Annotated in this window: 21 protein-coding genes and 1 pseudogene; 10 read left to right on the top strand and 12 right to left on the bottom strand. The window is 63.0% G+C overall.

Annotated elements, in window-relative coordinates:
• Positions 1–45 precede the first annotated feature (45 nt).
• The 4 genes and pseudogenes from NKI22_RS15300 to NKI22_RS15285 all read right to left on the bottom strand — a co-directional run bounded on the left by NKI22_RS15300 (position 46) and on the right by NKI22_RS15285 (position 2,498).
• Positions 46–516, bottom strand: coding sequence for a DUF6644 family protein (locus NKI22_RS15300; protein ID WP_352815491.1), 471 nt, complete (start codon positions 514–516; stop codon positions 46–48).
• Positions 517–900, bottom strand: coding sequence for a DUF6152 family protein (locus NKI22_RS15295; RefSeq protein ID WP_352815489.1), 384 nt, complete (start codon positions 898–900; stop codon positions 517–519).
• Positions 901–1,215: 315 nt separating this feature from the next.
• A pseudogene (locus NKI22_RS15290) lies at positions 1,216–1,729 on the bottom strand (GNAT family N-acetyltransferase).
• A complete protein-coding gene (locus NKI22_RS15285) occupies positions 1,722–2,498 on the bottom strand; it encodes a transglycosylase SLT domain-containing protein (protein ID WP_352715530.1) in 777 nt (258 codons plus the stop codon). Before NKI22_RS15285 ends, NKI22_RS15290 begins: the two are co-directional and overlap by 8 nt.
• Before the next feature lie 208 nt (positions 2,499–2,706).
• On the opposite strand from NKI22_RS15285, the gene NKI22_RS15280 reads away from it, so the two are divergent.
• A complete protein-coding gene (locus NKI22_RS15280; RefSeq protein WP_352639957.1) occupies positions 2,707–3,276 on the top strand; it encodes a methylated-DNA--[protein]-cysteine S-methyltransferase in 570 nt (189 codons plus the stop codon).
• Positions 3,277–3,324: 48 nt separating this feature from the next.
• Here the strand turns inward: NKI22_RS15280 and NKI22_RS15275 are convergent, their stop codons facing one another.
• Positions 3,325–3,651 carry a hypothetical protein gene (locus NKI22_RS15275; RefSeq protein ID WP_023719370.1) on the bottom strand — a complete coding sequence of 109 codons (327 nt, stop codon included), beginning with the start codon at positions 3,649–3,651 and terminating at the stop codon, positions 3,325–3,327.
• A gap of 298 nt (positions 3,652–3,949) precedes the next feature.
• Here NKI22_RS15275 and NKI22_RS15270 point away from each other — a divergent pair, with 298 nt between their 5' ends.
• The 3 genes from NKI22_RS15270 to NKI22_RS15260 all read left to right on the top strand — a co-directional run bounded on the left by NKI22_RS15270 (position 3,950) and on the right by NKI22_RS15260 (position 4,891).
• Complete coding sequence (locus NKI22_RS15270; RefSeq protein WP_023678332.1) at positions 3,950–4,162, top strand: cold-shock protein; 213 nt, start codon at positions 3,950–3,952, stop codon at positions 4,160–4,162.
• A 277-nt stretch (positions 4,163–4,439) separates the two neighbouring features.
• The gene (locus tag NKI22_RS15265; RefSeq protein ID WP_352815487.1) at positions 4,440–4,640 is read left to right on the top strand and encodes a hypothetical protein; all 201 of its coding nucleotides are present in this window, start codon (positions 4,440–4,442) and stop codon (positions 4,638–4,640) included.
• Positions 4,637–4,891, top strand: a complete 255-nt coding sequence (locus NKI22_RS15260) for a type II toxin-antitoxin system RelE family toxin (RefSeq protein WP_023719372.1) — start codon at positions 4,637–4,639, stop codon at positions 4,889–4,891. The genes NKI22_RS15265 and NKI22_RS15260 overlap by 4 nt, the downstream gene beginning before the upstream one ends.
• 86 nt (positions 4,892–4,977) lie before the next feature.
• Here NKI22_RS15260 and NKI22_RS15255 read toward each other — a convergent pair whose 3' ends face one another.
• The 3 genes from NKI22_RS15255 to NKI22_RS15245 form a co-directional block, all read right to left on the bottom strand.
• Positions 4,978–5,586 carry a glutathione S-transferase family protein gene (locus tag NKI22_RS15255; protein WP_023719373.1) on the bottom strand — a complete coding sequence of 203 codons (609 nt, stop codon included), beginning with the start codon at positions 5,584–5,586 and terminating at the stop codon, positions 4,978–4,980.
• Between the two features lie 288 nt (positions 5,587–5,874).
• Positions 5,875–6,729 carry an EAL domain-containing protein gene (locus tag NKI22_RS15250; RefSeq protein WP_023719374.1) on the bottom strand — a complete coding sequence of 285 codons (855 nt, stop codon included), beginning with the start codon at positions 6,727–6,729 and terminating at the stop codon, positions 5,875–5,877.
• Positions 6,726–7,619 carry an EAL domain-containing protein gene (locus NKI22_RS15245; protein ID WP_023719375.1) on the bottom strand — a complete coding sequence of 298 codons (894 nt, stop codon included), beginning with the start codon at positions 7,617–7,619 and terminating at the stop codon, positions 6,726–6,728. The genes NKI22_RS15250 and NKI22_RS15245 overlap by 4 nt, the downstream gene beginning before the upstream one ends.
• Positions 7,620–7,834: 215 nt before the next feature.
• Here NKI22_RS15245 and NKI22_RS15240 point away from each other — a divergent pair, with 215 nt between their 5' ends.
• A complete protein-coding gene (locus tag NKI22_RS15240; protein WP_023719377.1) occupies positions 7,835–9,037 on the top strand; it encodes a pyridoxal phosphate-dependent aminotransferase in 1,203 nt (400 codons plus the stop codon).
• Between the two features lie 6 nt (positions 9,038–9,043).
• On the opposite strand, the gene NKI22_RS15235 is transcribed toward NKI22_RS15240, so the two are convergent.
• Complete coding sequence (locus NKI22_RS15235; RefSeq protein ID WP_023719378.1) at positions 9,044–9,439, bottom strand: (R)-mandelonitrile lyase; 396 nt, start codon at positions 9,437–9,439, stop codon at positions 9,044–9,046.
• Between the two features lie 44 nt (positions 9,440–9,483).
• Positions 9,484–10,077 (bottom strand): methyltransferase family protein, encoded by a 594-nt coding sequence (locus NKI22_RS15230; protein ID WP_245278596.1) that lies wholly within the window; start codon positions 10,075–10,077, stop codon positions 9,484–9,486.
• Between the two features lie 144 nt (positions 10,078–10,221).
• Here NKI22_RS15230 and NKI22_RS15225 point away from each other — a divergent pair, with 144 nt between their 5' ends.
• The 3 genes from NKI22_RS15225 to NKI22_RS15215 all read left to right on the top strand — a co-directional run bounded on the left by NKI22_RS15225 (position 10,222) and on the right by NKI22_RS15215 (position 14,702).
• Positions 10,222–11,088, top strand: coding sequence for an alpha/beta fold hydrolase (locus NKI22_RS15225; protein WP_023719380.1), 867 nt, complete (start codon positions 10,222–10,224; stop codon positions 11,086–11,088).
• A gap of 165 nt (positions 11,089–11,253) precedes the next feature.
• Complete coding sequence (locus NKI22_RS15220; protein ID WP_352639958.1) at positions 11,254–13,305, top strand: elongation factor G; 2,052 nt, start codon at positions 11,254–11,256, stop codon at positions 13,303–13,305.
• Between the two features lie 899 nt (positions 13,306–14,204).
• On the top strand, positions 14,205–14,702 hold the full coding sequence (locus NKI22_RS15215) for a methyltransferase family protein (protein WP_352815484.1): 498 nt from the start codon (positions 14,205–14,207) through the stop codon (positions 14,700–14,702).
• A gap of 139 nt (positions 14,703–14,841) precedes the next feature.
• On the opposite strand, the gene NKI22_RS15210 is transcribed toward NKI22_RS15215, so the two are convergent.
• On the bottom strand, positions 14,842–15,738 hold the full coding sequence (locus tag NKI22_RS15210; RefSeq protein ID WP_023719100.1) for a LysR family transcriptional regulator: 897 nt from the start codon (positions 15,736–15,738) through the stop codon (positions 14,842–14,844).
• Between the two features lie 97 nt (positions 15,739–15,835).
• A complete protein-coding gene (gene trxB, locus NKI22_RS15205) occupies positions 15,836–16,810 on the bottom strand; it encodes a thioredoxin-disulfide reductase (RefSeq protein WP_023719101.1) in 975 nt (324 codons plus the stop codon).
• Positions 16,811–17,078: 268 nt separating this feature from the next.
• Here trxB and NKI22_RS15200 point away from each other — a divergent pair, with 268 nt between their 5' ends.
• Both NKI22_RS15200 and NKI22_RS15195 read left to right on the top strand, forming a co-directional pair.
• Positions 17,079–17,555: an Lrp/AsnC family transcriptional regulator gene (locus NKI22_RS15200; protein ID WP_352815480.1), complete on the top strand. Its 477-nt coding sequence runs from the start codon at positions 17,079–17,081 to the stop codon at positions 17,553–17,555.
• 210 nt (positions 17,556–17,765) lie between these two features.
• The gene (locus NKI22_RS15195) at positions 17,766–18,662 is read left to right on the top strand and encodes a DMT family transporter (protein WP_352815537.1); all 897 of its coding nucleotides are present in this window, start codon (positions 17,766–17,768) and stop codon (positions 18,660–18,662) included.
• Positions 18,663–19,008 lie beyond the last annotated feature (346 nt).

Here is a 19,008-nt window from a genome sequence, read left to right as displayed (position 1 = left end):
CCACGAACCATCTCGCACGTTGCGAACGCCAGCGCCTCGCTCGCCTCAGTTGAGAAACCCAATAAACCGTCCGGCGAACAACACAGACATCCACAGCACCAGCGAAAGCACCGCCAGCATGGTCGCGACCCCGCCGGCCGGCTCGTCACCGCCTGTTGCGCGGCAGAGGCGCATGAAGGCGAGGAAGTTGGCGCCGGCGAGGAGGATAAGTGTCATCTTGGCGAGGAAGATCGGCGTCGCCGCATACTCGCTCGCCCTGACTGAAAACAGCAGCGATCCCGTGACCAGCGCGCCGCCAAACGCGCCCAATGCGGTGCGGCGCAGCAGCGCCACGAACGCCGGCTGCGGCAGCGAGCGGAAGGCGCCCAGGATCCTGAGGTCCATGAGCCAGACGCTGGTCAGCAGCGCGCCGACCGACATGATGTGCAGCGCATTGACGATTGGGTAGGCGACGAAAGAGGCCTTCAGTCCCCGCACAAGCGCGAGTTGCTCGATGCCGGCGAAAAACCCGTCCATTCAGGCCGGCGGCAAGCGGTCGGGATAGACATCATAGGTCTTGCCGCCGACGATGATGCGGACTGCCTTCATGCGCTTTTCGCTCTCGTCGCGCGAGCGATGGCCGATCGCCGTCACCTCGTCGCTGACCTTGGCAACACCTTCCGTGAAGCCGGCAGCGATCGTGCGGGAGGGCGGAGCCATCTCCACCCGCCAGACCGCGCCCTCGGCGTCGACATCCAGCGTGGCGTGCGGGTTGCCGATATAGATGGCCGTGATCCGGCCCTTGAGTTCGAAAAACCCGTCCTGCGTCCACGACCAGCCATGATGGGCATAGGCTGCGGTGGCGGCGACAAGGATCACCGCCGCGGCCAGCGCGACGCTCCGGTTGAAAGGTGACTGCATCGCTCGTCTCCTCGGTTCCGGCATTAGAGGGTAGGTCAGCGCGCCGCAGCGTCAAATCACATGAGGGCCTTTTGGGCGCTGCGCTCCACAGCCATGGTAACGGCATGGATCCTAGGGTCTGCGCTCCGCGTTCGCTCCGCCCTAGGATGACGAAGCGAGGGGAGGTTTCCAGCCAATCTCCAACGTCCGCGATTGGCCTTATGCACTGTACCTTCGTCATCCTAGGGCGGAGCAGGAGCGAAGCGACGTCGCGGAGACCCTAGGATCCATGCCGTTACCTTCGAGCGTCGGAGCCTCTGCTGAACATCGCCGCACTTACCAAGGCGCTTGCCCCGACCTCTCACCCGCCCAGTCCACCTCGACCATCCCCAGCCGCTCATAAAGCCGCACCGCAGCCGCGTTCTCCACCGTGTTGGTCTTGAGGTCGACATGCGTCGCGCCCCTTGCCTGAAACACCGCGAAGGCGTGCCGCATTAGCGCCCTCGGCAATGCCCTTGCCGCGCGCCTCGGGATGGACGGCAAGATCCTTGACGAAAGCCCGCGTCCAGCAGAGCGCGGCACCCGCCAGCCGGCCCTTGCGATCGATGACCAGGAAACACAAAGCCGGGTCGAATTCCGCGTCGCCCGAAATGCGCGGCCACCATTCGTCGAACGGCCCGTCGGCGCCGTCGTCGAACACCGCGGTCAACAGCGTATGCAAAGCGAGTGCATCGGCGGCTTCGAAGGCGCGCATGAAGAAACCTTCCGGCCAGCGCGGCGCCAGAAGCGTGTCGTCGAGGATCTTGCGCAGTCTTATTTCGTTTGGCGCCGGCGGACGCGGCTCAGGCATCGGGCTGCATGCGGCGGCGCAGGCGGTCGCTGCCGAGTCCGGTTTCGCCCAGCATCCCCTTGCGCTTGGCGTCGTAGTAATAGCCGCTCTGGTAGAGCCGGTCGGCGCGCTTGGGGTTGCCGCCTGAGACTAGCCAGGCGCCACGCAGATATTTCACCGCATATTTCAAATTGGTCTCGGCGTCGAACAGGCCGCTTGCCGGTCCATCATAACCCATGCCGCGCGCCGTCGCGTGCTTGATCTGCATCAGCCCCCAATGGCCGCGATTGTAGGCTTTCGGGTTGAAGGTGCTCTCGCGGTTGACGACGCTGCGCACCAGATCGACCGGTACCTGGTAAAGCGCGGAATATTTCTCGATCAGCCGCTCGATCTCGCTGCGGCCGCCGGCGTTCGACTGGCCCTCTGCCAGGTCGGTCGCGGCCAGAGCGGCCGGGTTCTGCGGCACGGTGTAGGAAACCGGCTGAACGCCGGGCATGGCGGCGGTCTGTTCGGTGACCGGCATGGCGACAGCGGCCGTTGCGATGGCTGGCTGGGCATTGGCGGTCATGACGGCGGGCGCAGAAGCCGCCAGCGGCGTCGGCCCGGCAAAGGCGGCGGCCGGCTCGACCGGCAGCGCTGCCGTCTGGGCGAGGTCGGACGGTTCCGGCAGCACCGAAACCGTGTCGGGCAGCGCCAGCGTGAAGCCGGCATCGGTGTTGGCCGTATTTTCCATGAAGGCGGGCGCCGGGGTCACCGGCGAAGTCGAGGTGCAACCGCTGAGAGCGGCCACGGCCAACACCGCCGCAAGGACGGGAAAGAGGAATTTTGCTGGCAAGCGGCGCTCGGGTCCGGTTCGTCGGGTGTTAAGAAAGTCCTTACACCAGCATCTTTCCCCCTGCAATCCGCGGTAGAAGGTGGTTTTCGGGTGGCGAGCCGGGCCGGGAAATGCGATATTGTTCTGGATTTGTACTTCGCAGGATTCCGGAAAGGAGCACGCCATGAATGCCTCTCATGCTACCGCCGGCCACGCGGTCTTCGAAACCGTGCTCGGCTTCATGGGCATCGCCTGGAGCGAGGCCGGGCTGACCCGGCTCTGCCTGCCGCAGCGCAATCGCGACGCGGTCGAGCGCCGGTTGCTGCGCCATGCCGCCGCCGACCAGGCAGCGAAGCCCGAGCCGCAATGGGTTGCCGAACTGATCGCGTCGATCAAGGCCTATGCCGCCGGCGAGGACGTCGATTTCTCCGGTGTGCCGGTCGATCTCAGCGGCGTCGACGAGTTCCGCCTGGCGATTTATGACGCGGCGCGAAAGCTCGCCTTCGGCGAAACCACCACCTATGGCGAACTGGCCAAACGCGCTGGCCATGCCGGGCTCGCGCGTGAGACGGGCGCGGCGCTCGGCGCCAACCCAGTGCCGCTGGTCATCCCTTGCCATCGCATCCTTGCCGCCGGTGGCAAGATCGGCGGATTTTCCGCGCCCGGCGGCTCGGCCACCAAGGAAAAGATGTTGGCCATGGAAGGCGTGCGGGTTGGCCCGCCGCCGCCCGCGCAGGTGTCGTTCGGGTTTTAGGTATGTCGATATTCAGGTGATGCCGGCACCCTGGGACGTCAACCGCCCCTAATCCGGAAGCAGGCGCCGGCGGAAACGCCGGTCGATCTCCACCCGCTTGCACTTGTAGACGGTGCAGGAATTCGTATCGGCGCTCGGCACCGAGGCCCGCGCCCTGACCTCGCCGATGTCGCAGAATTGCTGGCTCCGCACATAGCGGTCGTAGAGCGCCAGCCCCGGCACGCGCGCCGATCTGTAGCGCAGGATGACCGCACCCTCGCGCGCGATCGTCGCCTGCACCTTGCCGCAGCTCATGCGCGTCGGGTCGTAGCGCGAGACCGCCTGCGCCTCGGCGGCCACCAGCGTCAGGCAAGCGGCAAGTAGAACGATTTTCATGGCCCTCTCCCCAAACCCGGTCGCGCCTGAAGCCGGCGCGATCCTCTCGCGTCAGGCGCGCAACGACGACGCTCTCACGCGATTGGGGCGGCCGTTGGGCAGCGTTGCCGCGGCGCCATTTTCCGCCCCGTCTTGTTTTTTGTGCGGAAGCATACTATATGCGGTCCATTGATATTTCGGCCGATCGATCCGGGCCTCGCGATATTCGCGTTTGCTGACGTTCTATCTCCAAAATCTCGATACAAACCGGCTGGGTTTCGGTCCAGTCAAACTAAAGCAAACGTAAAGGACTATCGAAATGGCAACAGGTACGGTCAAGTGGTTTAATTCCACCAAGGGTTTTGGCTTCATCCAGCCTGACAGCGGCGGCGCGGACGTTTTCGTTCACATCTCCGCAGTCGAGCGCGCTGGACTGTCGACCCTGGTCGAAGGCCAGAAGATCAACTTCGAGATCGAGCAGGACCGCCGCACTGGCAAGTCGTCCGCTGGATCTCTGAGCAAGGCAGCCTGATTTTGCGAATGGTGCGCGCCGGGCGATAGCCCGGGGCGCGCGGCAAGTCACGGATGTACTGGCGGTCGCGCGAGAAGCGCGCCGGAGCGAAAGACCCCGACAAGTCGACGCAGCAGATTGCTGCCGGCCCGGCCAAAACGCTCCCGATCAGGCTACCAAGCATGGGAAGGCGGGATTTTGTCCCGCCTTTTTGCTGTCTGGATTCCGATGAACCACCGCCTTGGTCCTATGGGACCACTTTGTGGTGTTTTTACCCCGGTCATGGTATCATCAACCCATGAGCAAGCTTGAACAGATTGAGAAATCCGTCGCCGAACTAAACCCCGAAGAGCTCAAGGCGTTTGCCGCATGGTTCGAGGCGCTGCAGGCCGACATATGGGACCGTCAGTTCGAAGCCGACGCCAAGGCCGGCAGGCTGGACAGGCTTGCCGAGCAGGCCTTGGCTGATCATCGGGCCGGCCGGACTCGGCCGCTGTGAAGCATTTTGCCACTCCCTCGTTTTGGGAGGCTTACGCAAAACTGCCCTCGTTGATCAAAGCAAAGGCGAACAGACGTTTCGCCAAACTGAATTCTGGGCCGTTCCACCCGTCGTTGCTTTTCAAACAGGTCGGGCGCTGTTGGTCGGCGCGGGTTGATGTCAATTACCGCGCCGTAGCTGTTCGCGACCACGATGACGTGGTCTGGTTCTGGATAGGCACCCATTCCGAATATGATCGCCTGCTGAAATAGCCGCGCGACCATTCACGCCACGGGCCGAAGCCACAAGCGCGACGTCCGGAGCGAGCCGCGAAGCGGCGACAAGCGTGAGCACAGAACTAAGGCAACCACTCCAGCGGCACATGCCCCGGGTCGGCCTCGACCCGTTGCAGCCAGGCGGCGACCGCCGGATAGGCGTCGAGCTGAAAGCCGCCCGTCTCGGTCGTATGCGTATAGGCATAGAGCGCAATGTCGGCGACGCTGAGCGCACTGCCGGCGAAGAAGCTGCTCCCGGCTAGGTGCTTATCCATGACGCCGAGCGCCTTGTTGCCGCGCTCCAGCGTCAGCGCCAGCCGCTCGGGCGTCGCGTCCTTGGCTCTTTCAGGGAAGGTCAGCAGCGCTCTGCGCACGGCGATATAGGGCTCGTGGCTGTATTGCTCGAAGAACAGCCACTGATAGGCCAGCGCGCGTTCGTATCTGTCCGCCGGCAGGAACCGCGTGCCTTCGGCGAGGTAGAGCAGGATGGCATTGGATTCGGCCAGCCGGCGGCCGTCGTCGAGTTCGAGCAGCGGCACCATGGCGTTCGGGTTTTTCGCGACATAGTCGGGTTTGCGCGTGTCGCCGGTGTGCGAGCTGACCTCGACATTGGTGAAAGCGATGCCGAGCTTGGCCATCAACAGGCGCGGCTTGTAGCAATTGCCGCTGTCGATCATTCCATAGAGTATCATCGGTGCTCCCCCTTGCTCGCAACCACCCGTCTCCGGGCTTGATCCAGCCTCTATCGCGGCAGCGGCGGCTTCATCCAGTGATTTGTTTTGGCGTAACCATCAGCGCCGCTGATGCATTTCAGGATATATCGAGATTCAAGTCAGGCCGAGCCGGAGTCGAAGACGGGCGCGAAGCGACCAGACTGGTGGGTTCCGAGAACCGGAGCGGAGCGTACTTTGGGTACGTGAGCACCGGAAGCGCAGGAAACCGCCGTTCGCAGGCCGGCATCACTTGAATCTCGACATATCCTAGCCGAACAAGGGAATGACGTTGCTATCCCTGCCAAGCAGCCCGTCGATCGACAGCGGCTCCTCGTCGAACAGCGTGCCGGCCAGCGCCGGTCGGGCGAGGTAAAAACCCTGCAGCAGGTCGACGCCGCCATCCAGCGCGACGCGCAGATGCGTGGCGTTCTCGATGCCTTCGACCAGCACCTTGGCGCCACGGTCGTGCAGCGTCGAAACCAACGGCCGGAAAAACCGCTCGGCGGCGGCATGGCGGCAGAATTCGGCGAACCAGGTGCCGTCGATCTTGACGATGTCGGGCTGCACCAGCGCGACCCTTTCTTCCGTCGAATGCCCGGTGCCGAAATCGTCGATGGCGATACGGACGCCGTCGCGCCGCATCTCGCGCGCCAGGCTGACAAGCACCTTGTCGCCGGCAGCCTGCTCGGTGATCTCGCAGACCAGCATGCCGGGATGCAGGCCGAAATCCGCCAGATGCCTGGTCATCAGCCTGATTTCGGCCAGCGCCCGTGCGGGGTCATCGTTGATCAGCGGATTGTAGTTGAAGAACAGGTCGAGCCCGTCGACGCCGATGTTGCGGAAGTTGCGCAAATGCAGCACCCGACATATGGTTTCGACAAATAGCCGATCCGCTGCCGGCACGCCTTCGAAGAACATTTGCGGCGCCACCGGCCTGCCGGCACGATGCGGCTCGATCAGTCCCTCGACCGCGACGGCGGCGAGAAATCTGCCGCGCGACGCGAAGACCGGCTGGTAGGCGCTCCTCAGCCGGAATGCGCCGTAGACGCCATATTCGATGCCGACCTCGTCGGCAAAGATCGCCTCTCCGACCTTGCGCCGCATGTCGGCTTGCCCGGTCACGATGCCACCCTGCGGCCAAAGGGCCGCATCGGCCGTCGCGATGGCGGAACCGCCGCAGGCACCTTCTCCGCATCGGCCGACACCGCGGCCGCCTGCCCGCTCGTGTCGAAGACGCGGAAGCTGGTCGGCGCGAGCTCAGGGCGCGCCAGCACGTAGCCCTGCACCATCGAGGCGCCCGACTTTTCGGCAAGCTCGAGCTGCCAGCCCGTCTCGATGCCCTCGAATACCGTACGGATGCCTTGCTCTTCGAAGCTGGTCACCATGGCGGTCAGCAAGGCGAAGCCGGCACCGGATTCCATCAGCGTCATGATCCAGTCGGCATCGAACTTGACGATGTCGGGTCTGAGTTCCTTGATACGATTGATGTCGGATTCGTCGGCGCCGTAATCGTCGACTGCAATGCGCAAACCGTTGCCCCTGAGCGCCTCGACGAAATTGTAGAGCGTTTCCTGCGACGCCGATTTCTGCTCGGTGACCTCGCAGACGACGCGGCGCGGATCGATGTCGGCCTCGTGCAGCACCAGCCGCATGTCGCGCAGCGCCTTGTCGGCGATGCCGCGGTCGGTGAACACCGACGGATCGAAATTGATGAAGATCGAGGCGTCTCGCGGCAGGCAGGCGCCGGCGTTCAGAAGGTGCAGCGTCCGTGTCAGCGCCTCGATATGCAGGCGGTCGACCGCCGGACAGCTGTTGAAGAAACTCATCGGCTGCTGCGGCTCGCCGTCGCGGAACGGCCGGATCAGCCCTTCGAAGGCGACGACGGAAAGCTTGCCCTTGTTGAAGGCGAAGATCGGCTGGAAAGCGCTTTGCAGCGTATAGAGCCCCCAGACACCGCTGGCGGTGCCGTCATCATGGCGGATGATATGGGCAAGCTCGATGCTGCGCGTCACGGTTCCTCGCTGTACGAGACTGGCAGACCGGCCACGGTCCTGCCGTTCAAGCTTTTACCGATCGTTGATGAATTTATTGTTGCCAGCATTGCGCGTTGGCTCATTCGACAATGCCTGCGCTGGGCTTGCGCCGGGGCTTGCGCTTGACCAGATGATGCGACATGAGAGGCGCCGCGGCGCCTTCGCCGCGCCGGTGCTTTCTGGAGATATCTCTCATGGCCTTTCTTGCCGACGCCCTTTCCCGCGTAAAGCCTTCCGCGACCATCGCGGTGACGCAGAAAGCGCGCGAGCTGAAAAACGCCGGCCGGGACGTGATCGGGCTGGGCGCCGGCGAACCGGACTTCGACACCCCCGACAACATCAAGAACGCCGCAATCGAGGCGATCCGCCGCGGCGAGACGAAGTACCCGCCGGTCTCCGGCATCGTGCCGCTGCGCGAAGCAATCGCGAAAAAGTTCAAGCGTGAGAACAATCTCGACTACCGGACGGAGCAGACCATCGTCGGCACCGGCGGCAAGCAGATCCTGTTCAACGCCTTCATGGCGACACTGAACCCCGGCGACGAGGTGATCATCCCGCGGCCCTATTGGGTGAGCTATCCCGAAATGGTAGCGATCTGCGGCGGCACCTCGGCCTTTGTCGAGACCTCGATCGACAACGGCTTCAAGCTGACGGCGGCCGTGCTGGAGAAGGCGATCACGCCGCGCACCAAATGGCTGTTGATGAACTCGCCGTCCAACCCCTCGGGCGCCGCCTATACCGAAGCGGAGCTCAAGAGCCTGGCCGACGTGCTGTTGAAGCACCCGCATGTCTGGGTGCTGACCGACGACATGTACGAGCATCTGACCTATGGCGACTTCGTCTTCAAGACGATCGCCGAGGTCGAGCCTAAGCTTTATGAGCGCACGCTGACCATGAACGGCGTGTCGAAGGCCTATGCCATGACCGGCTGGCGCATCGGCTATGCGGCAGGCCCGGTGCCGCTGATCAAGGCGATGGACATGATCCAGGGCCAGCAGACCTCCGGCGCCTGCACCATCGCCCAATGGGCGGCGGTCGAAGCGCTGAACGGCCCGCAGGATTTCATCCCGAAGAACAAGGCGATCTTCCAGGGCCGGCGCGATCTCGTCGTCTCGATGCTCAACCAGGCGCGCGGCATCACCTGCCCGTCGCCGGAGGGTGCTTTCTACGTCTATCCCTCCTGTGCCCAGCTGATCGGCAAGAAGACCAAGAGCGGCAAGGTGATCGACAGCGACGAAACCTTCTGCTCGGAACTGCTCGAGGCCGAGGGCGTGGCGGTTGTTTTCGGCTCGGCCTTTGGCCTCGGCCCGAACTTCCGCATCTCCTACGCCACATCGGAGACACTGCTCGAAGAGGCCTGCACGCGCATCCAGCGCTTTACTGCCTCGCTGGCCTGAGACGTTTCAGCCGCCATACTGCTCGTCGCTGACCTTCTCCAGCCAGTCGACATGCAAGCCGTCGAGCGCCTCCTGCATGGCGATGTGGGTCATCGCCGATTTGGCCGCGGCGCCGTGCCAGTGCTTTTCGCCGGCCGCAAAGGAGACGACGTCGCCGGCCCTGATCTCCTGGATCGGCCCGCCCCAGCTTTGCGCGAGGCCGGCACCGGACGTGACATAGAGCGTCTGGCCGAGCGGATGCGTGTGCCAGTGGGTGCGGGCGCCGGGCTCGAAGCTGACCAGCGTGGCCCTGAGCCGCGCCGGCGCCTCTTTCTCGATGATCGGCGTCTGCAAAACCCGGCCGGTGAAATATGTCTCCGGCGCAACGATCGTCGGCACGCTGCCGCAGGCAATGATCTTCATCGTCGCAATCCTCGATTTGATTCCTCGGTGTGCGGACTTAGACCCTACCACTTTCGTCCGATGCCGGCTGCATGTCCTGCCCGGCTACGGGCAAGGCGAGGCCAGAACAGGCCGGTGCGCGTGCGGTAGGCGTTGTAGGCATCGGCCAGCCTTGTCCGCGAAAATTTTCGCTCTTCGTCCAAGGCCGCGATCACATAGATCGTAACGATGCCGGCGACCGGCACCACCGCCCACACCGACCAGGTCGCGATGCCCCATCCGATCCAGAAGATGATGTAGGACGTGTAGAACGGATGGCGGACATGGAGATAAGGGCCTTCGGTCACCAGGCTGTCGGGATTGTCCGGATCGAACGCGAAACGCAGCCGCGCCTTGCGTGAGACCGAGATCGCCCACCAGAAAAGCGCCGAGCTTGCCAGTTCGATGGCGAGCCCGACGATCTTCGCTGCAACCGGCTGCCGCTCGATCCACAGCAGTGCAAGAAAGAACAGCGCCGTGCCGACCACGACGGCCGAAATGATCATGGCGCCTTGAGACATGCTCGATGACTGGAAATGCGCGCGCATCGACCAGGCATATTGGCCGAGCGTGGCGATGCTGCTGATCGAGAGGAGAAGGTCGAGTGTGGATTCCATCATCAGGGTCCCGGGGTTAGCTGTGGTGGATTCGCTGCATCATACTCGGCAGAAACCGAGAAATCATTTCTTAACCACCGTTCTAAACAACATGGTGACCTCGGCATGCGATGTTGACCTCGAGACAATCCGAAGGTCCAACCAGCTATGGCCGTTTCCCACCGCACGATCCGCACGCCGCAAGCGGATTTGCGCCTCAGCCAGTCGTCGGGACCAGGCATCCCGCTTGTCCTGATCCACGGCTCGGGCAGTTCGCGCGCCGTATTCGCCCGCCAGTTCGACAGCCCGTTGGCCGCTGCCCATCGATTGATTGCTTTCGACCTGCCCGGCCATGGCGAATCGTCTGACGCCCGCGATCCGGCGACGGACTACACCATCGCCGGCCTTGCCCAGTCGGCGGCTCAGCTCCTCGATGCCTTGGGGATCGGCCGCGCCGTCGTCTTCGGCTGGTCGCTTGGCGGGCACGTGGCAATCGAGCTCGCGAGTTTCCACCGCGCCGTCGGCGGGCTGATGCTAACCGGCGCGCCGCCGGTATCCAAGGGCCCTTTCGGCATGCTGCGCGGCTTCCATGCGCATTGGGACATGCTGCTGGCGTCCAAAAAGACGTATTCCGAACGCGATGCCGAGCGCTTCGAAACGCTCTGCTTCGGCGACACCGCCGACCCGTCCTTCCGCAAAACCATCCTGCGCACCGACGGCCGGCTGCGCGCCGCGGTGACGCGCGGCATGCTCACAGGCAAGGGCGCCGACCAGCGACAGGTGGTCGAGCAAGCCGCATTTCCGGTCGCCATAGTCAATGGCGAGAACGATCCGTTCGTCCGGCTCGGCTATTTTGAGACGCTCGCCTACGGCTCGCTGTGGGAGCATTGCCAAATCGTCCCCGGCGCCGGGCATGCGCCTTTCTGGGAACGTGCGGACCTGTTCAATCCGCTGCTCGCGCGCTTTGCCGAGACGGTGGCAGTGCAGCGCGTGGACGCAACCCCGCTGGCGTCGCGCCTAGCCGGCACCGGCTGAACCCGAACGTCAACTTCAAATCCCTTCAACTTCAAATCCCTTGCCCTCCCGGCCTGCCCGTGGGACGATGCCCTTTGGGTAGGTGGCAAATTGAAAAAAGCCTCGCCCGCGACGGCCGACAGGCCGGCCGCCGCTCACAGGGAAACGCCTGAGTGGAGGTCAGCCATGGGTACTCGCGCCGGAGGACGACGCACGGGACCGAAATGCATTGCCATAGTCGGTCCCTTCGCAAGCGGTAAGACGACACTTCTCGAAGCCATACTCGCCCGTACAGGCGCCATTCCCCGCCAGAATCCCGCTTCGTCGGGAAATACCGTTTCCGATCATTCGCCCGAGGCGCGTGCCCATGCGATGAGCGTCGAGGCGACCTTCGCTACCACCGAATTCATGGGCGAGCCGTTCACCTTCGTCGATTGTCCCGGTTCCATCGAATTCTCCTTCGAAGCCGAGCCGGTGCTGGCCGCCTGCGACGTCGCCGTGGTCGTCGCCGAAGCCGACGAGAAGAAGATTCCTGCCCTGCAGCTGATCATGCGCAAGCTCGATGATCTCGGCGTGCCGCGCATCCTGTTCCTGAACAAGGTCGACAAGGCGATAGCAGGCGTGCGCGACACGCTGAAGATGCTCCAGCCTGCAAGCTCGGTGCCTCTGCTGCTGCGCCAGATCCCGCTGCGCAAGGACGGCGTCGTCATCGGCTCGATCGATCTTGCTCTGGAGCGAGCCTACATCTACCGCGAATATGCCGAGAGCGAGGTCGCGCAGATCCCGAGCGACGACAAGGCGCGCGAGCTCGAGGCGCGCTTTTCCATGCTGGAGACGCTCGCCGACCATGACGACCGGCTGATGGAGCAATTGCTGGACGAGATCGAACCGCCAAAGGATGCCATCTTCGACGATCTTGCCGCCGACCTGCGCGACGGCATAGTGACGCCGGTGCTGATCGGCACCGCCGAGAAGGGCAATGGCGTGCTGCGCCTGTTGAAGACAATCCGTCACGACGCACCCGACATCGAGGCGACGCGCCAGCGTCTCGGCGCGCCCGATGGCAACGCCACCGTGGTCCAGGTGATGAAGACCGTCCACACCGCGCATGGCGGCAAGCTATCGGTGTCGCGCATCCTGTCCGGCCAGGTCGCCGACGCCGCCGAGCTGTTCCTTTCCAATGGCGAAACGGCAAAGGTCTCCGGCATCTACAAGATGCTCGGCAAGGACCAGATCAAGCTGACTTCGGCCAAGGCCGGCGACACGGTCGCGCTCGGCAAGCTCGACGCCGTCAGGACCGGCCAGACGCTGAGCTCGACCAAGGGCGGCATCAAGCCGCTGGTCACGCTGGCGCCGCCGCAACCGGTCTTCGCCTTCGCGCTGCGGCCGAAAGAGCGCAAGGACGAGGTCAAGATGTCGGCGGCCATCCAGCGCCTGGCCGAGGAAGATCCCTCGCTCAACCTGCATCACAACCAGGATTCGGCCGAAACCGTGCTGTCCGGCCATGGCGAGATGCATCTGCGCGTCGTGCGCGAGCGGCTGGAAGGCAAGAACCAGATCCCGGTCGAAGGCCATGTGCCGGCCGTGCCCTACCGCGAGACGATCCGCAAAGCGACGCAGCAGCGGGGCCGCCACAAGAAACAATCGGGTGGCCACGGCCAGTTCGGCGACGTGGTGATCGAGATCAAACCGCTGCCGCGCGGGTCAGGCTTCCAGTTCACCGATACGATCACCGGCGGCGTCGTGCCGAAGACCTACATCCAGTCGGTCGAGACCGGCGTGCGCGATTACCTGAAATCCGGGCCGCTCGGCTTCCCGGTCGTCGATGTTGCCGTCAACCTTTCCGACGGCTCCTACCATGCGGTCGATTCCTCCGATATGGCCTTCCAGATGGCGGCGAAGCTGGCGATGAAGGAAGGCATGGCCGCGTGCTCGCCGGTGCTGCTCGAACCGGTGATGAAGGTCGAGATCGTCACGCCGTCCGACGCGACGTCGAAGATCATCGCACTGATCCCGCAGCGGCGCGGCCAGATCCTCGGCTATGACGCGCGGCCTGATTGGCCCGGATGGGACGTTGTTGAGGCGACCATGCCGCAGGCCGAGATCGGCGACCTCATCATCGAGCTGCGCTCGGCCACTGCGGGTGTCGCCAGCTACCGGGCCGTCTTCGACCACATGGCCGAACTCACCGGCCGGCTGGCCGACGAAGCGCTGAACGCCAACGGCAAGGCCGCCTGAAACAACAGCTTGCGGCCAGAACACAAGGAAACGGCGCCCGGATCATCCGGGCGCCGTTTCGTTGCGGACCGTCTTCGTGGGAGGCGAAACGGCAGGTCCGCCGCATGCTTGCCGCCGGTGCCTGGCGGCGGAGGAAGGTTCGGACGCGGTAGCCGCCTGAGCCCGGGTCGTCCGAGTGATGCCCCCATCCCCCGGACGAGCCACACCGCGTCCTATGCTCTGCTTAATCGATTTGGCGCGCCCGCGGCATGTTACCCGAGGTTACATGTCACTGTTACGCGCCAGTTCCGGCCGATTTTCTGGCGATGTGTTGGTTTCGGGCAACAAAAAAGCCGGATCAATGAAGACCCGGCTGAGTTTGATTGGAAGTGCCTGTTAAGGCTAACCTCCAGAGGGGAACACTCGAGAGCGCTAATGGGAGGAGAACGCGCTCAGGAGATGATCTATATATGTGCTCTTCATGCCCAAGAAACAAGCATCTATTTTGCAACACACACATGCAAAAAGGCGCCGGCTGTGGTCCAATCCGGCCCGAAGCGCAATAGGACCAGTTGAATCGCTGAAATGCAGCCTGCGGCAAGGCAAAAATCGATCTGCAGCCGCGAATCGGCAGCGATTCTTGCTCGGAAAGTCGAAAAACGCAGGATGACGTGGAATCGTGCAGCACGCGTTTGTTTTTTCGGCAGCCAGACCTTGCTGGGTGCATGTCGCCCAAAAGCCCGCCTCGGACTTGACCCGAGGGTGCAGCGGTTTGTGATGCATGAATAAGAACAAGACCTGAGGAGCGTTGCAGGAAACCGTTCAAGGGCGCGCCTTAGAGCATGATCCCGGTCGAACAGGAAGATAGAGCCCATCCCGATTTCATCGGGATGGAACAGGCTCTAGGTAAGGAGACCTCCATGCGGCCCGCTTCGGCGATCGCCGGCAGCGTCATCTTCCTTGCTGTAGCGCCCGGCGTGGTCGCCGGACTGCTGCCTTGGCTGCTGACCGACCGCTATCGCCTGCCCTGGTCGAGACTGCCCGGTTTCGTTCTTGTGGGCTGGCTGCTGGTTATCGCCGGCACAGCCATACTGCTGCACGCCTTTGCCCGTTTTGCCCTGGAGGGCCTGGGTACGCCAGCCCCGGTCGCGCCGACCGAAAGGCTGGTGGTCGGCGGCATCTACCGCCATGTGCGCAACCCGATGTATGTCGCTGTGCTGTCGATCATCCTCGGCCAGGCACTGCTGTTTTCGAGCTGGGCGGTCGCCGCCTATCTAGTCATCGCCGCGGCCGCCATGATCTCCTTCGTGAAACTATATGAGGAACCGACGCTTGCCCGCCGCTACGGCGCCGAATACGAAGCCTACCGCTGCGCCGTGCCCGGTTGGCTGCCCCGCCTGACGCCTTGGCGCGGGTAATTTCTGGACGCCGACAATTAGCGAAACCGGCGATACGGCCCCCTTCTCCCCGTCACTATACGGGGAGAATGACGCTTTCACCGAAGCTTTCGCCAATCGCCGGCGCTGCTCGGAAAAAGTCGACGAGCTGCACTAGAAACTAAAACGACCAGCTGCGCGCCTTGGCGATGATGAAATCGCGGAAGACATGCAGCTTCGCCTGGTTCTTCATCGCGTCGGGATAGGCGAAATAGGTGTCGAAGGACGGCACCTCGGTCTCGGGCAGCAACTGCACCAGCCCGGAATCCTTGCTGACCACGTAATCCGGCAGCATGGCGATGCCGGCGCCGCCCTGCACCGCCCGTTTGATCGACAGGATGTCATTGATCTGCAGCGTCGGTACCCTTTGCCCGCCTTCGAAATCGCCGACCGTTTCCAGCCAGTTCAGTTCCGACAAATGCGCCGGCACCGGCACGCCGAAGGTGACGATGCGATGGGCCTTCAGCTCGGCGATCGAATTCGGCTTGCCGTATTTGTTCACATAGGAGGGCGCCGCGTAGAGATGGAAATGCACGGTGAACAGGCGGCGCTGGATGAGGTCGGGCTGCTGCGGCTGGCGCAGCCGGATGGCGCAATCGGCCTGGCGCATTGTGAGGTCGAGCTCCTCATTGGCGAGGATAAGCTGCAGGCTGACCTCGGGATAGAGCTCGATGAATTCCTGCACGCGCTCGGTCAGCCAGCCGGCGCCGAGGCCGACCGTGGTCGTCACCCTGAGCACGCCGGAGGGCCGGTCCTTGGTCTCGGTCAGCCGCGACTTGATGGTTTCGAGCTTCATCAGCACGTCGTGCGCCGTGCGGAACAGCATCTCGCCCTGTTCGGTCAGAACCAGGCCGCGGGCGTGGCGATTGAACAGCGGCACGCCGACGTCATGCTCGAGCGCGCTGACCTGCCGCGAGATCGCCGATTGCGACAAATGCAGTGTTTCCGCGGCATGGGTGAACGACCCCGCTTCTGCTGCGGCGTGAAACACGCGTAGCTTGTCCCAATCCAACGCCATGATTTCCCCTCGTCCTGTTTTCTGGCGTCCGCCTGTTTTGGCGTCTGAATGAAAAATCAGGCTTTTGCGCGGCTTTTCTCAGCCGCTTATTCAACAATCACTCCGCCGCTTCGCGGTGAACCTCGATCCCCGCCAGATATTTTTCCGCCTCGAGCGCGGCCATGCAGCCAAGCCCGGCCGCCGTCACCGCCTGGCGGTAGATATCGTCGGTCACGTCGCCGGCGGCGAACACGCCCGGCATGTCGGTGCGGGTCGAATCCGGTGCCGTCCACAGATAACCGTTCGGCTTCTGCTTCAGCTTGCCGGCAAACAGCTCGACCGCCGGTGCGTGGCCGATCGCCACAAACACGCCGTCGACCACGAGATGCATCTCCTGCCCGGTCACCACATTGCGCAGCTTCAGCCCTTCGACCGAAGGCGGCATCGGCGCCTTGCCGGGCCGGCCAGTGATCTCGTCGACGACCGTATCCCAGATGACGCGGACATTGTCCTTCTGCAGCAGCCGCTCGCGCAGGATGCGCTCGGCGCGGAAATCGCTGCGCCTGTGGATGACGGTGACGCTCTTGGCCAGGTTGGAGAGATAGAGCGCTTCCTCCACCGCCGAATTGCCGCCGCCGATCACCGCGACATCCTTGCCGCGATAGAAGAAGCCGTCGCAGGTGGCGCAGGCCGAGACGCCAAAGCCCATGAAGGTGTGTTCGCTCGGGATGCCCAGCCACTTCGCCTGCGCGCCGGTGGCGATGATCAGCGCGTCGGCGGTATAGGTCGTACCGGAATCGCCCTTGGCGCGGAACGGCCGCACATTGAGGTCGACCTCGGTGATGATGTCGTTGACGATGTCGGTGCCGACATGCTCGGCCTGCTTGAGCATTTCGCTCATCAGCCATGGGCCCTGGATCGGGTCGGCGAAGCCCGGATAGTTTTCGACATCGGTGGTGATCATCAGTTGCCCGCCCTGCTGCAGGCCGGCGACCAGCATTGGCTTGAGCATGGCGCGGGCGGCATAGATCGCCGCCGTATAGCCGGCAGGGCCGGAGCCGATGATGAGAACAGGCGCGTGCTTGGTGATCATGAAAAGCCTCTGCGGGGGAGCAGCCATGGATTGTGGCATGAACTCTCGTCGATTGTTGCGCGTAATGTAAGTGTTGCCTGCGACGCCAGCAAGGCAAGTTGCCGTTCGTCCCCGGAAAGCTTCCGCACCGGCGACGGCGACAAGCAACCGGTAGCAAGATGATGCGAAAATCCTCGATCCACCGGATGGAATAGACAGCAAAGTCGTTTAACTACAAAGTCGCGAAAGATTCTTTCGCGTCACCACGGAAGCCCGCACGGAAGCCGCCATGCCGATCAAGGCCGATCTCGATGCCATCGACTGGAAGATCCTGCGCGAGCTTCAGCAGGACGGGCGCATGACCAATGTCGAACTGTCGAGCCGGGTCGGCATTTCGGCGCCGCCATGCCTGCGCCGCGTCAGGCGGCTGGAAGAAGCCGGCATCATCCGCGGCTACCGCGCCTTGCTCAACGCGCCGGCGCTCGGCCTCGACGTCGTCGCCTTCTGCCTGATCGGCCTGCATCACCAGGCCGACGCCGAGCTCAAGACCTTCGCCGAGCGCACCCGCGGCTGGCCGATCGTGCGCGATGCCTGGATGGTGTCGGGCGAGTCCGACTTCCTGCTGCATTGCGTGGCGAGCGACCTCGGCACCTTCCAGACCTTTGTCATCGAGGAACTGGCCTCGGCAGCCAATGTCGATACGGTGCGAACCGCGCTGACCATCCGCCGGGTCAAGGATGAAGGGCTAGTGGCGTTCAACGCCTGATCGGGACCGCAGCAACGGAAGCTTTGATATTCGACAATAGGAATTCTAAAACACTTTAGAATATTAATTCCAATATTAATATTCTAATAAATCTGGTCGATTTAGGCAAAACTTCCAATATAATCGCCAGTTTAATTCGTATTATCGTCTGCACTTACACTCCGAAATTAGACAGGCGAAGCGTTGAGCACGACAGCACCGACACGCTCAATGTCGGCAAGCGACTGGGGGCAGTTGCTGCTTCTGGGTTTTCTGTGGGGCGGCACCTTCTTCTTCGCGCGCATCGCGGTAGCCGAGATTCCGCCACTGGCCCTTGTCCTTTATCGGGTGTCGATCGCCGCCTTCGTCCTGCATTTATGGCTGAGGACGCGCGGCATTTCTTTCGCTCCCGCACTGGCGAGGCCCGGCCCCTTCCTGTGCCTGGCTTTGCTCAACAACGTGATTCCGTTCTCCCTGATCTTCACAGGACAAACCGAGATTGGTGCGGGTCTTGCCTCTATCTTCTATGCAACAACACCTCTGTGGACGATCCTCGTTGCAAACCTGCTGACGGCGGATGAGAAATTGTCGGCGACCAAGCTGGCGGGAGTGGGGCTCGGAATCGCCGGAGCCGCCATCATGATCGGCCCCGGGCTGCTGTCCAATCTTGGTGGCCCTGCCTGGGCGAAGCTCGCCGTGATCGGGGCGGCCATCTCATACGGCTTCGGCGTCGTCTACGCCAAGCGATTCAAGAACATGAAGCCATCGGTGGTGGCGACCGGCCAACTCACTGCCTCCACCATAGTCATGTTGCCGATCGTTTTCCTTCTCTACAGTCCGGCGGCGATCGTGACGTCAAGCGTCCCCATATGGGCGGCAGTGGCTGTTCTTGCGGTCTTCACGACGGCGCTGGCATTCATCCTCTATTTCAACCTGATCGCCTCGGCCGGAGCGACAAACGCTTCCCTCGTGACGCTTCTGGTGCCTGCCAGCGCGATCCTGCTTGGCACAGTGTTTCTCGGGGAAAGGCTGGAGCCGTTCGAGTTCGCGGGGATGACATCGATCATTGCAAGCCTGCTCATCATAGATGGCCGGCTTTTTCGCCGCTGGATGACGCAAAAATCCTAAACTTCGCGACATTGGCAGAAGCCAACTAATTGTGCTCTGACCCAAGCGCCTCGGTCGATACGGTGCGAACCGCGCTGACCATCCGCCGGGTCAAGGACAAAGGGCTGGTGGCACTTTCAGCTTGAGAGACCAGGCAAAGCGCCTGCGAAACAAAAACCCGGAAACAAAAAACCCGCCTCGGCGGGCGGGTCGGTGGTGGAAATCATCACCATACCCAAATTAGTAGCATAGCTGCCGGCACAAAGCAAGAACAAAATTGTCTTCAGCGTTGAAGATTGGCGAAAACCGAGGCTACATCCAATCTCCCCCCTCGTGGGGAGATGTCCGGCAGGACAGAGGGGGGCGT

Source organism: Mesorhizobium sp. M0778, from assembly GCF_040320105.1.
Taxonomy (GTDB): domain Bacteria; phylum Pseudomonadota; class Alphaproteobacteria; order Rhizobiales; family Rhizobiaceae; genus Mesorhizobium.
Note: the sequence above shows the minus strand (reverse complement) of the source record. Positions and strands in the feature narration are given on the sequence as shown.

Bases quoted from the DNA above. Each gene is read 5' to 3' on its own strand.
- NKI22_RS15270 (WP_023678332.1), top strand. From the start codon at position 3,950: ATGGCAACAGGTACGGTCAAGTGGTTTAATTCCACCAAGGGTTTTGGC.
- NKI22_RS15280 (WP_352639957.1), top strand. From the start codon at position 2,707: ATGAATGCCTCTCATGCTACCGCCGGCCACGCGGTCTTCGAAACCGTG.
- NKI22_RS15230 (WP_245278596.1), bottom strand. From the start codon at position 10,077: ATGATGGAATCCACACTCGACCTTCTCCTCTCGATCAGCAGCATCGCC.
- NKI22_RS15210 (WP_023719100.1), bottom strand. From the start codon at position 15,738: ATGGCGTTGGATTGGGACAAGCTACGCGTGTTTCACGCCGCAGCAGAA.
- NKI22_RS15255 (WP_023719373.1), bottom strand. From the start codon at position 5,586: ATGATACTCTATGGAATGATCGACAGCGGCAATTGCTACAAGCCGCGC.
- NKI22_RS15225 (WP_023719380.1), top strand. From the start codon at position 10,222: ATGGCCGTTTCCCACCGCACGATCCGCACGCCGCAAGCGGATTTGCGC.
- NKI22_RS15195 (WP_352815537.1), top strand. From the start codon at position 17,766: ATGTCGGCAAGCGACTGGGGGCAGTTGCTGCTTCTGGGTTTTCTGTGG.
- NKI22_RS15300 (WP_352815491.1), bottom strand. From the start codon at position 516: ATGGACGGGTTTTTCGCCGGCATCGAGCAACTCGCGCTTGTGCGGGGA.
- NKI22_RS15240 (WP_023719377.1), top strand. From the start codon at position 7,835: ATGGCCTTTCTTGCCGACGCCCTTTCCCGCGTAAAGCCTTCCGCGACC.
- NKI22_RS15275 (WP_023719370.1), bottom strand. From the start codon at position 3,651: ATGAAAATCGTTCTACTTGCCGCTTGCCTGACGCTGGTGGCCGCCGAG.
- NKI22_RS15265 (WP_352815487.1), top strand. From the start codon at position 4,440: ATGAGCAAGCTTGAACAGATTGAGAAATCCGTCGCCGAACTAAACCCC.
- trxB (WP_023719101.1), bottom strand. From the start codon at position 16,810: ATGATCACCAAGCACGCGCCTGTTCTCATCATCGGCTCCGGCCCTGCC.
- NKI22_RS15235 (WP_023719378.1), bottom strand. From the start codon at position 9,439: ATGAAGATCATTGCCTGCGGCAGCGTGCCGACGATCGTTGCGCCGGAG.
- NKI22_RS15200 (WP_352815480.1), top strand. From the start codon at position 17,079: ATGCCGATCAAGGCCGATCTCGATGCCATCGACTGGAAGATCCTGCGC.
- NKI22_RS15295 (WP_352815489.1), bottom strand. From the start codon at position 900: ATGCAGTCACCTTTCAACCGGAGCGTCGCGCTGGCCGCGGCGGTGATC.
- NKI22_RS15215 (WP_352815484.1), top strand. From the start codon at position 14,205: ATGCGGCCCGCTTCGGCGATCGCCGGCAGCGTCATCTTCCTTGCTGTA.
- NKI22_RS15220 (WP_352639958.1), top strand. From the start codon at position 11,254: ATGGGTACTCGCGCCGGAGGACGACGCACGGGACCGAAATGCATTGCC.